Annotated in this window: 16 protein-coding genes; 7 read left to right on the forward strand and 9 right to left on the reverse strand. The window is 64.2% G+C overall.

All coding sequences use genetic code 11. The annotated features are described in order from the left end of the window. Positions 1 to 77 precede the first annotated feature (77 nt). The 6 genes from ACSQ4M_RS14595 (at position 78) to ACSQ4M_RS14620 (ending at position 5739) form a co-directional block, all read left to right on the forward strand. Entirely contained in the window at positions 78 to 1418 is a 1341-nt protein-coding gene (locus ACSQ4M_RS14595; protein WP_436190197.1) for an efflux RND transporter periplasmic adaptor subunit, read from the forward strand. Between the two features lie 15 nt (positions 1419 to 1433). Beyond that, positions 1434 to 2054, forward strand: coding sequence for a DUF3313 family protein (locus ACSQ4M_RS14600; protein WP_000837791.1), 621 nt, complete (start codon positions 1434 to 1436; stop codon positions 2052 to 2054). After that, positions 2051 to 3208 (forward strand): MlaE family ABC transporter permease, encoded by a 1158-nt coding sequence (locus tag ACSQ4M_RS14605; RefSeq protein ID WP_000063629.1) that lies wholly within the window; start codon positions 2051 to 2053, stop codon positions 3206 to 3208. Before ACSQ4M_RS14600 ends, ACSQ4M_RS14605 begins: the two co-directional genes overlap by 4 nt. Next, the gene (locus ACSQ4M_RS14610) at positions 3202 to 4026 is read left to right on the forward strand and encodes an ABC transporter ATP-binding protein (RefSeq protein ID WP_155936418.1); all 825 of its coding nucleotides are present in this window, start codon (positions 3202 to 3204) and stop codon (positions 4024 to 4026) included. The genes ACSQ4M_RS14605 and ACSQ4M_RS14610 overlap by 7 nt, the downstream gene beginning before the upstream one ends. Positions 4027 to 4117: 91 nt before the next feature. After that, positions 4118 to 5047 (forward strand): MlaD family protein, encoded by a 930-nt coding sequence (locus ACSQ4M_RS14615; RefSeq protein WP_000433686.1) that lies wholly within the window; start codon positions 4118 to 4120, stop codon positions 5045 to 5047. A gap of 92 nt (positions 5048 to 5139) precedes the next feature. Further along, the gene (locus ACSQ4M_RS14620; RefSeq protein ID WP_003124411.1) at positions 5140 to 5739 is read left to right on the forward strand and encodes an ABC-type transport auxiliary lipoprotein family protein; all 600 of its coding nucleotides are present in this window, start codon (positions 5140 to 5142) and stop codon (positions 5737 to 5739) included. A 66-nt stretch (positions 5740 to 5805) separates the two neighbouring features. Here the strand turns inward: ACSQ4M_RS14620 and ACSQ4M_RS14625 are convergent, their stop codons facing one another. From ACSQ4M_RS14625 to ACSQ4M_RS14665, 9 genes are all read right to left on the reverse strand, one after another. Then, the gene (locus ACSQ4M_RS14625; RefSeq protein WP_000132148.1) at positions 5806 to 7809 is read right to left on the reverse strand and encodes a relaxase/mobilization nuclease domain-containing protein; all 2004 of its coding nucleotides are present in this window, start codon (positions 7807 to 7809) and stop codon (positions 5806 to 5808) included. Positions 7810 to 8257: 448 nt separating this feature from the next. Next, positions 8258 to 8845 carry a S26 family signal peptidase gene (locus ACSQ4M_RS14630; protein ID WP_003092304.1) on the reverse strand — a complete coding sequence of 196 codons (588 nt, stop codon included), beginning with the start codon at positions 8843 to 8845 and terminating at the stop codon, positions 8258 to 8260. After that, positions 8842 to 9399 (reverse strand): DUF2840 domain-containing protein, encoded by a 558-nt coding sequence (locus tag ACSQ4M_RS14635; protein ID WP_023093372.1) that lies wholly within the window; start codon positions 9397 to 9399, stop codon positions 8842 to 8844. Before ACSQ4M_RS14635 ends, ACSQ4M_RS14630 begins: the two co-directional genes overlap by 4 nt. Further along, positions 9396 to 9659: a hypothetical protein gene (locus ACSQ4M_RS14640; protein ID WP_000147048.1), complete on the reverse strand. Its 264-nt coding sequence runs from the start codon at positions 9657 to 9659 to the stop codon at positions 9396 to 9398. Before ACSQ4M_RS14640 ends, ACSQ4M_RS14635 begins: the two co-directional genes overlap by 4 nt. Beyond that, entirely contained in the window at positions 9656 to 10294 is a 639-nt protein-coding gene (gene parA / locus ACSQ4M_RS14645) for a ParA family partition ATPase (RefSeq protein ID WP_003092312.1), read from the reverse strand. Before parA ends, ACSQ4M_RS14640 begins: the two co-directional genes overlap by 4 nt. A 241-nt stretch (positions 10295 to 10535) precedes the next feature. Then, positions 10536 to 11381 (reverse strand): replication initiator protein A, encoded by an 846-nt coding sequence (locus ACSQ4M_RS14650; protein WP_022652188.1) that lies wholly within the window; start codon positions 11379 to 11381, stop codon positions 10536 to 10538. A gap of 26 nt (positions 11382 to 11407) precedes the next feature. Continuing rightward, positions 11408 to 11692 carry a helix-turn-helix transcriptional regulator gene (locus ACSQ4M_RS14655; RefSeq protein WP_001247107.1) on the reverse strand — a complete coding sequence of 95 codons (285 nt, stop codon included), beginning with the start codon at positions 11690 to 11692 and terminating at the stop codon, positions 11408 to 11410. Positions 11693 to 11803: 111 nt separating this feature from the next. After that, a complete protein-coding gene (locus ACSQ4M_RS14660) occupies positions 11804 to 12574 on the reverse strand; it encodes a DUF2285 domain-containing protein (protein WP_003092318.1) in 771 nt (256 codons plus the stop codon). Between the two features lie 342 nt (positions 12575 to 12916). Then, positions 12917 to 13264 carry a DUF2958 domain-containing protein gene (locus tag ACSQ4M_RS14665; protein ID WP_016487838.1) on the reverse strand — a complete coding sequence of 116 codons (348 nt, stop codon included), beginning with the start codon at positions 13262 to 13264 and terminating at the stop codon, positions 12917 to 12919. 287 nt (positions 13265 to 13551) lie between these two features. Here ACSQ4M_RS14665 and ACSQ4M_RS14670 point away from each other — a divergent pair, with 287 nt between their 5' ends. Continuing rightward, positions 13552 to 13845, forward strand: a complete 294-nt coding sequence (locus ACSQ4M_RS14670) for a helix-turn-helix domain-containing protein (protein ID WP_006379425.1) — start codon at positions 13552 to 13554, stop codon at positions 13843 to 13845. The last annotated feature ends 263 nt before the right edge of the window (positions 13846 to 14108 follow it).

Genomic DNA, 14108 nt, shown 5'->3' on the forward strand with positions numbered 1-14108 from the left:
AGTCTTGACGGACTGTTGTATGGCTTCTACTATACCGTCTGGACTGTATATGACTCAAGCTTTTTTGGAGCACGACCATGCCGCCCCGCGCGAAAACAAAGTTGCCCCCCCCGTCCACTGCCCATAGCAGCGCCGATGCGCAGCCCGGCCTCCAGCAAGGAGCCCAGCGAACTCGCGACCGCATCCTGCAGGCCGCCCGCGAACTGGTGCTGGAGGAAGGTGCCAGTCGCTTGACACTGGACGCCGTCGTTGTGCGGGCCGGGTTGAGCAAAGGGGCGTTTCTCTATCACTTCAAGACCAAACGCGATTTGTTCGTGACACTGATCGACGAGATGATCCGGGCGTTCGACGCGGTACAAGCCAATCACGAGCGCAGGTTTGCCGGAGATCCGGACCCCTGGCTGTCGAGCCAGGTGGAAGCGATGCCCGACGACGAGATGCAGAAGATGGGCGCAGCGCTGCTCGCGGCAGCTGCGGAAGATCCAACACTTCTCGACCCACTGCGCGAGTGGTACCGCGTGCAGTACGAACGCGTGCGTCGATCCCCGCGTGGCACCGAGACCGCGGCACTCATCATGCTGGCATTGGATGGCGCCCTGTTCGCCGATCTTCTGGGTTTGCCAATACTCGCACCCGCAGAGCGGCGGCATTTCTTTCGGGCGCTCCAGGATCTCGCCTCGGGCCATCTCGAACTTGTCCCGGCAAAAAGGACGCACATGAGTCGCGTCCGTAGCGGTGTCATGACCGCGTGCGCACCGCGCTCCTTGGCGGTTGCTTGCACACTATCCATTTCGACTCTGCTCTCAGGGTGCGGAAACTCGCAATCCACCGTATCCGAGCCTCCGCGCGCAGTGAAGCTCGCCGCCGCGCAGTCGGATCTCCCGCATAGCTCTCGCATCGAATTGACTGGCTCGGCGCGAGCAACCGAGCGCAGCATCCTAGGATTTGAAACAGGAGGACGGATCGCCAAGTTGAACGTCGACGTGGGTGAACGGTTCTCCCGCGGCCAAGTCCTGGCAGAACTTGATGCGCAACCTGACCGGCTTCGCGTGACACAAGCGCAAGCATCCCTGGCGGCCGCCGAAGCCGGCCTGATGGATCGACGTGTACAGACAGATCAACAGCGCCGGTTGCTCGAAAGCGAAGTCATCTCCCCTGCTGCGTTCGAGAGCGCGAAGGCGCAGCTAGCGGTCGCAGAGGGTCAAGCGCGCACTGCCAAGGCGGCGCTTGGCCTGGCCGAACGAGCACAACGTGGCACGATGATCGTCGCTCCTTTCGATGGTGTCGTGGCGGAAAAGCTGGCTTTGGCGTTCACCGACATTGCTGCTGGTGCGCCGGTATTTCAGGTCGACGGCGTGCGCAGTGGCACTGAGATCATCGCGAACGCGTCTACTACACAGGCACCTCATTTCGTTTGATCAAGGAGACCCATTATGAAGAGCAAAACTGCATTGATCCGCGGCGGCATCTTTTTTTGCGTAGCAGGCGCGCTCTCTGGATGCGCGACCAACAGCATGACGCGCTCCGGATTTCTCGGCGACTACGAGAAGTTATCGCCGACACGATACGAGAACGTACTGATGTACCGCGCAGCGGGATTCGAGCCCAAGCGTTATGCCGCTGTCGTGGTGGAAGAAGCGCAGATCAAGACCGCCTCGGGTCGCATCGATGGGCTCGATGACGCGCAGCAGCGCGAAGTGCTAGACCATGTGACGAGCGAACTGAAACGCCAGGAAGGCAAAAGTCCCGCCCCCCCAGGTGGCGCGGGACAGGTTCGGGTGCGTGTAGCGGTCACCGAACTGCAGACACCGAATCGGGCAGTCAATGCAATGACGACCCTGCTGGTTGGACCCGTGACGACGGGTGGTGCCAGCCTAGAGTTCGAAGCAGTCGATTTAAGGACGGGACGCCGGGTTGCTGCCGCCAGTTGCTTCGAGCGCGGCAACGTCATTAAAGAGTTCGCCGGTTCGTACACATTGCTGGGTCATGCCAAAGCGGCGATCACGAACTGCATCGAGCGCATCGACAGCGCTTGGCGGGACACGCAGCCATGAGCAACGCTTCACAGGCTTGGCTCCGGCAGGATGCCATGGTCGGCGGTGATCACAAATGGCTGGCGGGTGGCGACTGGACGATAGAGCACTACGCCAGTCTGGCAAAATCCGTGTCCGCCGCCCGCATCAGTCATGCCGAGGGGTACGCCACTCCCTTACTCGACTGGACGCAAGTCCAGAGACTGGACACCGCCGGCGCGGCTCTGCTGGTGGAAATTCTCGGGCCAGACTCGATACTCGACCGGCCGGAGGCAGCTCCAAATCTGTCCTCGGATCGCCTCGCCCTAATGAGAGCGCTGGCCGCCGCTGCTACCGATCAGCAGAAGACGGAGAAAGCAGCGGTGAGCGGGAATCCTCTGCTCCGCGGTCTGGGACGCATAGGCCTGACCTTGGAACAGGGCTGTCGTGCGTGTCTTGGTCTGGCCGGGTTCGTGGGCCAGATCATCGAAACATGGAGCCGTACCGTTCGTCACCCGCGTCGCTGGCGCGCGACCTCGGTGATCGCTCAAATCCAGCGATCAGCGGTGGACGCCATTCCCATCGTGGCGCTACTGAGCTTCATGGTAGGAATGGTGGTGGCGTTCCTGGGAGCAACGGTGCTGGCCAACTTCGGTGCGAGCATCTTCTCGGTGCATCTGGTCGCCTTCTCGTTCATGCGCGAGTTCGGAGTGCTGCTCCCGGCCATATTGATTGCAGGCCGTACCGCAAGCGCGTACACCGCCCAAATCGGTTCGATGAAGGCAAATGAAGAGATCGATGCGCTTCGCTCCAACGCGCTCGACCCCATCGAGTTACTGGTGCTGCCACGCGTGCTGGCGCTTCTTGTGTCCTTGCCACTGCTCACCTTAGTAGGCATCTTGGCTGGCATTGCGGGCGGCGCCACCGTATGCGCACTGAGCTTGGAAATTCCTCCCGCACAGTTCCTTGCCATCGTGCAGGAAAAAATCGAGGTGCGCCATTTTCTTGTCGGAATGAGCAAGTCCCCGCTCTTCGCGGTGATGATCGCCGCTATCGGCTGCCATGAAGGGTTCAAGGTCGCCGGTAGCGCTGAGTCGGTAGGCGACCACACGACGTCTAGTGTCGTGCAATCAATCTTCATGGTGATCCTGATAGACGCCATCGCTGCACTGTTCTTCATGGAGATGGGCTGGTGAGCGCGGTGAAGCAAGACACCGACAACGGTGTGCGACACGCTATTGAAGTGCGCGGCCTGGACAACAGGTTTGGAACCCAGCAGGTCCATCAGGACCTAGACCTGGACGTGCGGCGCGGGGAAATCCTTGGCGTGGTGGGAGGGTCAGGCACCGGGAAATCCGTGCTCTTGCGTAGCGTCGTCGGGCTGCAGAAGCCGCATTCGGGCGTGGTCCGTATCGGGGGGCGCGACCTACTGCGAGCCCAATGGCTTGCGCGCGCGCGTATGGAGCGAAGGTTCGGCATTCTGTTCCAGAAGGGCGCGTTGTATTCATCGCTGACCGTCTTGGAGAACGTCGCTCTTCCTTTGATCGAGCATGTCGGTCTGGCGCGGCCTCTTGCCGAGCGTTTGGCAAGAAGCAAGCTGGGCTTGGTGGGGTTGCCTGCCGGAGCGGGAGACAAGTATCCGGCCTCGTTGTCCGGAGGCATGGTGAAACGAGCAGCACTGGCGAGAGCCTTGGCGCTTGATGCGAACATCCTGTTTCTTGACGAACCCACCGCAGGACTGGATCCAATCGGGGCTGCATCTTTCGACCAATTGATTCTGACCCTGCGCAATGCACTGGGCCTCACGGTGTTTCTGGTAACCCACGACCTCGATACGCTGTACACCATATGCGACCGTGTCGCGGTCCTGGCGAACCAGAAGGTACTCATCAACGACGGCATCGAGGCAGTCGAGCGCTTCAAGCACCCGTGGATACAGGAATACTTTCACGGCCCCCGTGGCCGTGCGGCCGCACAGGCCACTGGTGCTTCCAGCCAAGAGACGCAGCCATGAAACCCCTCCGCATCTGCATCATTCTTCCGTCGCGCACGCATTGGGCTGGGCGCACGCAATATTTAAACTCTGAGAACGAGGTGGTCTGATCATGGAACCACGTGCCCATCATGTATTCATTGGTCTGTTCGTCGTGCTGCTCGGTGCGATTGGTATTGGCTTCGCGCTTTGGCTCAGCGACACACGTTCCGACCACGATTACCAGTATTACCGGATTATGTTCGATGAGCCAGTGACCGGGCTTACGCCCGGCAGCCAGGTTCAGTACAGCGGAATCACGATTGGCGAAGTCGTTGCACTTTCTCTTTCACCGCGAGACCCAAGGCGGGCGATAGCGCGCGTACGCATCAATGCCACCATCCCGGTCCGGCAGGATACCCGCGCTGAATTGGTCATCACGGGAATTACCGGCAACGCGGTGATCGAGTTGAGCGACGGTGGGCCAAACGTGCCATTGCTGGATCGGAGAGAGGACGAGGAACCGTTGATCCTCGCACCACGTTCGGCGATGGCATCCCTGGTCTCCGGTGAGGGGAACAGCATGACGACACTCAACGGCATCTTGCTGCGCACGCAGGAGTTACTGTCGAAGGAGAATTTGGCTCTTGTGCACCGCAGTCTGGTGAATCTTGAACAGACCACGGGCGCGGTCGCTGACCAGAGGGCCGAGATCGCGACGTTAATCAGCAATCTGACCGAAGCAAGCAGAGAATCGACAGCTGCCGTGCGCCAAGCAAATAGCACTCTTCGCGATGCCAACCTGCTACTAAATAACGATGGTAAGCAAATCATGGTGAACACGCGTGATGCAACGGCATCCCTCGAACGCGCCGCTTTCAGGGTTGAGACGCTACTGCAAAACAATCAGGAATCGCTGAACCAGGGCTTGGCCGCCACAGGTCCTGCCATGCACGAACTCCAGCAGGCGCTGGCCAATCTAAACACCGTGCTGCGCCGACTGGATCGCAATCCGGCGCAATACCTGCTCGGTGGAGAGAACATTGAGGAAACCAAGCCGTGAACACTTCCGCCAGGATGATTCCCGTCGCTGCCGTGACTATGACGCTAGTACTCGGCTTGTCCGCGTGCAGTGTGCTTCCCAAAGCAGCTCCAATGGTCACCTACAAATTGCCCGACTATCACATCGCCCAGGCGGAGAGTACGCCGCGCGCCGTTCCGGGACCCGGGGCGCTGCGCGTCTACGCCCCTGAGAGTAGTCGCGTCCTGGATTCGGAGCGGCTGTTCATTGCGCAGCCCGATGGTCGCTTGTCGGCTTGGCAAGGAGTGCGTTGGGCCGACCCCGCACCGGTGCTGCTGCGTGACCGAATCGTCGAAGCCTTCATGCGCGATGGGCGGTCGACTTCCGTGATTACCGATAGCACCCCAATGAGCGCCGATATGGAGTTGCGCAGTACGCTGCGGGCGTTCCAGCTCGAATACCGCGGCACTGAAGCGATCGCCGCGGTTCGGCTCGATGTGCAACTGGTCGATCCGGCCAAACGGACTGCTATTGCCAGTAGACGCTTCGAAGCAATCCAAGCCACAGGCAGCAAGCGAGAGGCCGATGTGGTGAGCGCGTTCGGTGTCGCCACGGATATATTGGCCGGGCAGATCGTTGAATGGGCAGTTCAGGTCGGGGCAGCGCGTTTGCGAGTTGCACCGGAATTGGCAAGCAACCATGCACCCACAGCGTCGTCGATAAGCACAGACTAGTCGTCTTAACGGAGCACAGAAGCTAGGGCCAAAACGCTGCTCGACACCTTAACTCGGTACGACAGCCTACGGCCCCGATCCAATCCCAGGACCTCTTTGCCGTCCAACCTCCCATGACACACCGCCGCCGCGTACAGTCGCGGCGATCTGCTGCCCCAGTCGTGGCTCGATTATCGGCCGCCAAGGCACCAGACTGAATCCCATGCCGTCATCGAGCAGCGCATAGCGACCGCTGGCGAGCATGACCGAGCGCCGGTAGATGCCGGCTACGCGCTGCCCGTCTGTGACGTGCCGATGCTCCAATCCGCTATCGGCGGCAATGTGCTGGGCGGCCTGCGCCAGCTCCCGATTGCGCAGCGTTTCCAGCAGATTCCGGGAGAGAATCAGCCGCTGCCCGCGCCGCTGGGCCAGCCCCTGTTCTTCGAGGAAGTCGGCGCGCTGCTGCAAGGCTTGCCTAGCATCGCCGCCAAAGCCCAGGTCGCCCAGTCCCTTGCCGCCGCCGATCAACTGCTGATCCAGCCAGGTCGCGCCGATGACGCGGGCCTGCCGTTCAATCGGCAGATGCGATTTCAGTTCGACCGCCACGCCGCCCAGCCGCTGCGCGTCGTACTGGCGGCCACGCTCGGCCAAGTCGTCCGGCACCTTCCATAACCCCTCGGCCACGCGCTCCACGATGCCGGCCCGCCGTAGGGCTTCCAGCCGGCGGATATGGGCCGCCACAGCCTCTTGCGGGTCGCGGCCGGGCTTGGCTCGGCCTTGCTCGATCGCCAGGTGGTGATCGGTGCGGTACAGGCCATTGCTCGCCAGCGTGGCGATGTTCTTGTCGGCCGCCCGCACCTCGGCGGAACCGCGTACCTCCACCACCGCGCCGATGGGATAGTTCGCCAGCTCGTCGCGGGCGTCCAACGCGACGTAGTGGGCTTTGCCGTCCAACCCGTCGATGACCAGATAGCCGCGGTCGTGCAGCTCGTCGGCCAGACCCTTAGCAGCCACGCGACCGACGATAGTGCGGCCGTCGTCGCCCGGCTCGAACACCGCCAGCTCGCGAGGCTTGCCGCTCATGGCCCGCTGCATCGTTCGGATGATGTCGCCACGCTCGCCCAGGGCACGCAAGGTCTTCTCCGCGTCCGCATGGACGGCCCAGGTGCCGGGCTGCACCTCGTCGGCCAGGCCCAGGCGCTGCAAGTGTTGCAGGCGGCCGATCAGCAGCAGGCGCTGGCGTTGCAGCCGGGGTTCGTTGAAGCGTTCGATCTGCACCCGGCCATCCTCGCCGGCCTCGCGCTGCAACGTGCGGTCGAGGCTCGTCCACCGCTCTTGCTCCACCTCGCGCTGCAAGGTCTGCTGGATCTCCAGTTCGGTGCGCGGCCCCAGCCATTCCGTCGCCAGCTCGGCGGCGCGATGGCGGAAGCCGTGGGCGATGTAGTCGCCCGCGATGATGAGGTCTTTGCCGGTATCGTCGCGTCCGCGCACGATCAGGTGCGTGTGCGGGTTGTCGGTGTTCCAGTGATCGACCGCCACCCAATCCAGCCGCGTCCCCAGGTCGGCCTCCATCCGGTTCATCAGGTGCCGGGTGTAGGTGCGCAGGTCGTCCAGCTCCGCACTGTCTTCAGGTGAGACGATGAAGCGGAAATGATGTCGGTCGTCCTGGCAGCGTTCCTTGAAGGCATCGAGGTCGGCTTCGTCGGTCTGCGGCCCGTAGGCACGGCCCGGCTCGCCGTTCCGGCCGGCACCGTCGCGCTCGATGTAGCGCAGGTGCTTGGCGAGCGACTGCGGACTGGCGTTGCGCTGGTTGACCAGCAGCGTCTTGATGGTCACGCGCCGTGACATAGGGGTCAGCTTTGCGCCTGCGAAGCGCGCCGCCGTATGGCCGCGTCCAAGCCGTGAGCCGGGCCGCTGGCCGGCGTGCTGGCCGCTCCCGCCAGCGGTAGGACGGCGCACCGCCGACTTGCCGCCGCTGGCCTTGCCAGCCTGCTTGAGCACCTTGGAAACGAAGCTCTGGCCCTGGCCTTTGCCTCGGTTCTTCGGCGCGCCAGGGCGCACCCAGAAATCATGGTCGCCGCGGTCGGTCATGGCTGTGCTCCCTGCAAGCTCCGGCGTGTCCGAGCGTGCGAAGCACGCGGACATGCCTGCATCGGCGCGTGCCTCGCGCCCCACGCGGCACGGCGGCGAAGCCGCGCCGTGCCGCGCCACCCCCACGTGCAGACTGGCTTTGCGGGCGGCAGAGTGCCGAACCCTTTTGTCTTGCCTTCCGCCTTTGCCCCTCGCTCCCGCTCCGGGCATCGGCGGCCCGGCGGCGCTGCTGCACGAGCAGCCAGCCCGCCGGCGAACACGCCAATGGCCGCAGGCCAGGCGCGTTCGAGGCAAGACGCCTGCACGTTGGGCGGCTGCGCCGAAGGCAGCGCGAAGTGCGGTGCGAATGCACCCGCACTGCACGCGCGACGACACGGCGACGAACAGTAGAACGACATGCCCGATGGCACGATGAGAGGCGCGGCAAAGTGCAGCGAATCGGCGGCCATCATGGACGTGTCTCCAGCCAGATCGGATGCGCAACGCCGATCACGGCGAACGCGCTGACCGGCCCGAAATAGCGGCTGTCGAACGACGCCGGGTTGGTCGCGCTCAACAGGAACAGTTCGCCCGGTTGGAGACGGCGGCAAAGCTGCAAGGATGGCAGCGGCCGGCCCAGCCGGTCGGCAGGCAGGGCGGCGGCCACCGGCACGCCGTCGATGCGAACCTGGCCGGCGACGATGCAAACGTGTTGTGGCGCGACTGCGCCCACACGTTTGAGCAGCGGAACGCGGGTCGGCAGGTAGCCGCGCTGCGCAGCCAGCATGGCGGCCCTGTCGGGCAGCGGCATCAGCACGATGCTGTCCACGGACAGCGGACGTGGCCGCGAGGCGGTGCGCGGGTCGAACGGTTCGATGCGATACCAACCGACCGCCACGCTGTCGGACGGGTTGTAGGCCATTCGCGGCAGGGGCTGCACGAACGCCGCCCAGGCCAGCGCAGCGAGGCCGACGGTGGCGAAGCCTGCCAGCACGAGGCGAGCGCGCAGGCGCGAGCGAGGATGCGGCACGGGGCCGGTCGTGGAAATCGTGGTCATGGCAATGCCCTCCCGGCCAGCCAGGCGGCGTGCCGTTCTGCGGTGTATGTGGGTAGCGCCGAGCGCGCTGCGAGCCGGTTCGCGAGCGTGCGCCAGTACGCGGGCGATGTGTCTGCGGCTGCGATGCCCAGCGCCTCGATGCCGTCGATGCGTTCCAGCACGGCGCGCACGTTGGCATCGCCTTCGGCGTGCAGCAGCAGACGCGCGCCCGGCTGCACGCCGGGGATGCGCTGCACGGCGTCCAGCGGCGTGGCGGTCTGCATCACCATGAGCTGCCAGCGGATCGTGCCGTAGTCGTTGGCCTGCCAACGGATGCGGCACAGAACCGCGTTCGGCAGGAACACGGCGCAGCGCCGCCAGCGGTCGAGCTGGAGCGTGCGCGCCGGTTCGCCGAAGCGCAGGTAGAGCTTGAAGCGCGGTTCGATGTAGGCCAGCGCCACGCGCGTCAGCGGCACGTTGCCGGCCTGGCCGGCGAGTGTCGAAGGCGCCGGCGGCGGCGCAGCCGTGGGCGCACTTGCTTTGGGGGTGTGGGCGGTCGAAGCGGATGCGTTCACGGCGTGCCCTCCGGGGGAAACTCCCGCTCCAGCAGGTCGCGCAGCAGTTCGGCTACGGTCACGCCTCGCGTGAAGGCCGACACCTTGATGCGCGCCCGCATGGCGGGCGTGATGTCGAGCGTCAGTCGAGCGGTGTAGAGGTCGCCTTTCTGCACGGCATCTGCGTCGCCCTGGCGAATCCACGCTTCGGCGTGCGGATTCGCTGGGGGACGCGCACCGATGCCGACGCGCTTGCTGCGTGGTGGTGGCTTCCCAGTCATGTCGGCCACCGCAGCAGTTCGTCGGTGAGCGCGGCGATCTCGCGGGCAGCGGCGCTGTCGGGCGCGGTTTCGCGGGCGAGCCGGCCAGCGGCTACGCTGTCGGCAAAGACGATGCGCTGGTGGATCTCCGAGCGCAGCGCGGGCAGCGGCTGTTCGGCCAGCGATTGCCGTGCCTCCCTGCCGATGATGGTGGTGCTGACGCGCCGGTTGATGACGAAGGCCGCGCGCAGCGCTGGCCGGAACACCTGTGCTTCGCGGATCAGTGCGACCATCTCGGCAGAAGCCCATACGTCGTAGGGGCTGGGCTGCACGGGGATCAGCACGCGCTCGGCCGCCAGCAGCGCGGAACGCGCGAGGGCGGCGATGCGCGGCGGGCCGTCGATGATGATGTGATCGGCCCGCCTGGCGAGTTCTGGCGCTTCCTGATGCAGCGTTTCGCGGGCAAGGCCCACGGCGCTGAACAGACGGGGCAGGCCCTGCTGGCTACGCCGCTGCGTCCAGTCGAGCGATGACCCCTGCGGGTCGGCATCCAGCAGGATGACATGCAGGCCGCGCATCGCCAGTTCGCCGGCGATGTGCGTGGCGAGCGTGGTCTTGCCGACGCCGCCTTTCTGGTTGAGAAACGCGAAGATCATGGCGCGGCCCTCCGAGCTGGAAAGCCGGCCTGGCCGTGCCGTTTCGTGGTTGTCCACCGAAACGGCGCGCTTCTACTAAAAGTTATGTATTTCTTGTTAGGTAAGTTAGAGGGAACGCAAACCCGCGCCGTTGTTGGCTTTCCGGCGTTTTCGTACTCCTGATAGCACGAGGGTCGTACTCCTGATAGCACGATACCCGGTACTCCTGATAGCACGAGGCCGTCCACAGGTTCTCCCGCAGTTATCCCCGTGCCGCGTGCGGCACGGGCCGGAAGGTCAGCAGCTCGGTGTTGTCGTCCGGCATCCGCTCGATGCCGAGGACGTAGCCGGGCAACGACTGCCGCGCCACCAGGGCGCGCACGTCGTAGGCGAAGTCCGAGAAGCGGGCCGCGCTGCCGGATTTGCGGTACAGGTGTCGGAAGTCGAATTGCCAGCCGTGCTCCTGCCGCCCGCCATGCTTGCGCACCAGGCGGTACAGCCAGCGTTCGATACCGCCCTTCAAGCGGAAATAGGCCGGGTCGATGGTCAGCACCAGGGCGGCGTCGAGCACGCCGGCATAGAACCAGTCCGGCAAGATCAGCTCGATGCCCAGCGGGGTGCCGCTGGCGTCGGCGAGTTCCTTCCACTCGTTGATCCACGAGAAGCGATGCAAGCGCCTTCCCGTGGTTTCGCGGATGGACGTGGCCACCGTGGTCGATTGCAGCCGGTCGAGGGCGGCCTTCAGGCGCTGGTAGTCGTTGAGGGACGTGCCGCGCCCGATGAAGCGCAAAATCTCGTAAGGCGTGGCGCGTATCCAGCGCGACGGGCGCAGGCCCGCGTCGCGCGCCTCCACGATCTGCGAGGCGGCCCATATCAGCACGTCGGCATCCCATATCGTTGCGATGCCGTGCTCCTGCGTGCCTTCCACGCGAATGGTGACGTTCCCGCTGCGGAAGTCGATCGGCGCCGTGCGCCGCGACTTGGCAAGCGAGAAGAACGGAAAGGCCATCAAGTCCTGGGAATCGCGTGGCGCCATGTCGCCCGGCAGCGCGCGGAACAGATCGAGCTGTTCGCGCTGCGGCAAGGCTTGCCCTGGCGGGCTGGACATGGCGAAGGCCACCCACGCGCCGACGATCAGCGGCCATCACGGTAGTCGCCCGCGTGGCGCTCGGCGTATTCGGGATCGGACGTGGCCTCGTAGCTGCGCTGGTCGGCCCAGGCATCGAGGTCGGACACCGCGTACATGACGCGGCGGCCGAACTTGCGGAACTTGGGGCCGCCGCCGATCACCCGCTGCTTCTCCAGCGTGCGCGGCGACAGCCGCAGGTAGTCGGCGGCTTCGTCGTTTGTCAGGTAGCGTTGAGGCTGCGAGGTCGCAGTGACGGCAGCGGCGGCAGGCCGCGAGGGAGCAGGTCGCATGGGATGTACCTCCATCAAGCCCGGCCACACCACGCGGCCGGATAGAGGCACTCTCAAGAAAGCAAGGCTTCTTGCTAAGGGACGATTCGCACGGGTCGAGAAACGTCCCCCCTAATGCGACGGGAACATTGGAAGCTGCGCTAGTCGGCGGTAGCCGCCGTGCATCAGCTCATCGCCGCGGCGTACCAGCCGCCGTACGCGGGCACGCAATGCACTGTCTTTGTGCCAGTCGGCCGCGACGGCATCCGCGCCGAACAGACCTTCGCCCACCTCGCGCAAGGAGGCTCCCGCGAGGGTCGCGTCGAGCGCTTGCAAGGTATGCAGTTCCAGCAGCGCGGCGGGCGTGGGGCGGGAGCGGGCTGTTGCCACAGGCGTGGCCACGGTTGCGGCAGATAGCGCATCCAGCTTCGCAGCGAGCGTGCGGTAGCGCGCACAGGGCGTGGCGCAGGCGCGTGTGGCGTAGAGATAGGCCGAACCATCTTCCAGGTCGGGTGCGAGTGCCAGCCGAACGCAGCAGCCTGGCCAATGCGATACGAGCACCAGGCGCTTGCCGTCGTGGGTCAGTTGCTTGCGCCCAGGAATGCGCCAGAACTCGAAGGTATGCGCATCGGGTGGTGGGTCGGCGTCGGGGTATAGCTGCACCACGGCATCGTGATCGGGGAACCAAGCAGGATGTGCGTCGCGCGCATCCAGGCCGGGATCTTCCAGCAGGCGCAGGCCCCAGGCCTGCGCCGCATCAGGCTTGCGACGCCGGCGTAGCCAGTCGCGCCGGTAGCTTGGATTCCTGCGCAAATACTCCCAAGCCAGCGCTGGGCCATCGAGGTGCAGCGTGTAGAGATACGCGGCCGTGGGATACCAGTGTTGGCTGCTGCGGTCAGTCATGGCGAAACCTCCCTGTTTCTGGGAACGTCGCCACAATTCCGCTGTGCGGGAGCTATCGAATCGCCATCAAGTGGTCATCAAACTCGGGTTACGCTTTAACTGCTGGTGTCAAGACAGATTCGCTCCAGTGCATTGCCGAAATCGTCTAAATGCGACGACTGCACCGCCCGGAAATGGGGTGCAGCATTGAACACCGTGCCGAATCTCGCGCCTGGCATCATGACTGTTTTGGTCAGGAGCGCACCACCCTGGTGCAAGCATGCGGATCAAGACTTGCCAGGTCTTGGCTAAGACCGAAATAGTCACAATGCGATACTTTTTGCCTGGTCGCGCTGGAATGCGTCAATCGGTGATCGAACCGTTTTCCTGAGCCAGTCGAACGTATTCCGACAGCGGCCGCGTCGGCTGGAAATACCGATCTCGTATCACGGGCTGCTTGAGCGGCCCGACGATGGACGCCAGATCGGACAGCTTCACCGTCGCCAGGGCAGGCATCCCGATCCCGAGGTCGATCAGGCCGTAGGCCGTATCGCCATCGGTCGGATCGAGCGCGGCCAATAGCCAGGTCGCATGTGCGTCCGGTGTGAACAGGCGCACCACGGGCAGCGGGTCACATTCCTGGCCTGCGGCGCGGGTGAGGCCGTGGGCCAGTAGGTGCACCCGGTCTTCCTCGGTGACAAGCGTGGTCAAGGCCGCGCCCCTTCCACGAACACACGCAATCGCCGAGGCGCATCTGTGCCTGCGGACGGATGCACGTATGCGCAAGCGCACGAAGCCGCAAAAGCGGAGAGGCACGAAGGCGTATTGGTGGAAGTCAGGAAAGACACGGATGCGGTTCCCTGGGTCTGAGGAAATCCGCAGATGCGGATCTCCGTAAAAGCACGGAAAAGGAAAACATCACCACCAAATGAACACTATAGATTGTAGTCCTATAGGGCGCAATGGGCTGTCATCTTGGTTTTTTGGGGAAACCATAGGTGGCAGCGAAGAACTCATTGGCAGCGGCGATTCGGACGGTAAGGAAGGCGCGTGGTTTGAGCCAGGAAGCGTTCTCCAACGTGTCCAGTCGCACCTACATGAGCACGCTGGAGCGCGACCTGAAAAGCCCAACCATCCAGAAGCTGGCCGATCTGTGCGAGGTCATGGAAGTGCATCCGCTCACGCTGCTCACATTGGCTTATGCCGGTGACAGCACCCGCGAAGCTGATGAATTGCTGGCACAGGTGCGCCAGGAACTCAGGGCGATATTGGAAGAGCCCGACACGCCTTAGCGCGTTGGCGTGTGGTACTGAATTGCAGCAAGCGGAGCGCGCAGCGCCGCAGGCGCGAAGGCGTGAGGGATTGAAGCCGGATGGCCGTGACGGCTTGCCGGCACGGGGCGAAGCCCGAAAGCCCGGCGGCGCTTACAGCGCCGACACGCCACACACCGCTCGTTGACACGGATTGCGAGCCACAAGGCACGCATGCAGGCCCGCCGTGACGGGCGTATCCAGCACGCGGCAGCAGCAGAAATCCTGCGCGTGCGGTGCTGCGA

Source organism: Pseudorhodoferax sp. LjRoot39, assembly GCF_964253035.1.
In the GTDB taxonomy this organism is placed as follows: Bacteria; Pseudomonadota; Gammaproteobacteria; order Burkholderiales; family Burkholderiaceae_C; genus Pseudorhodoferax.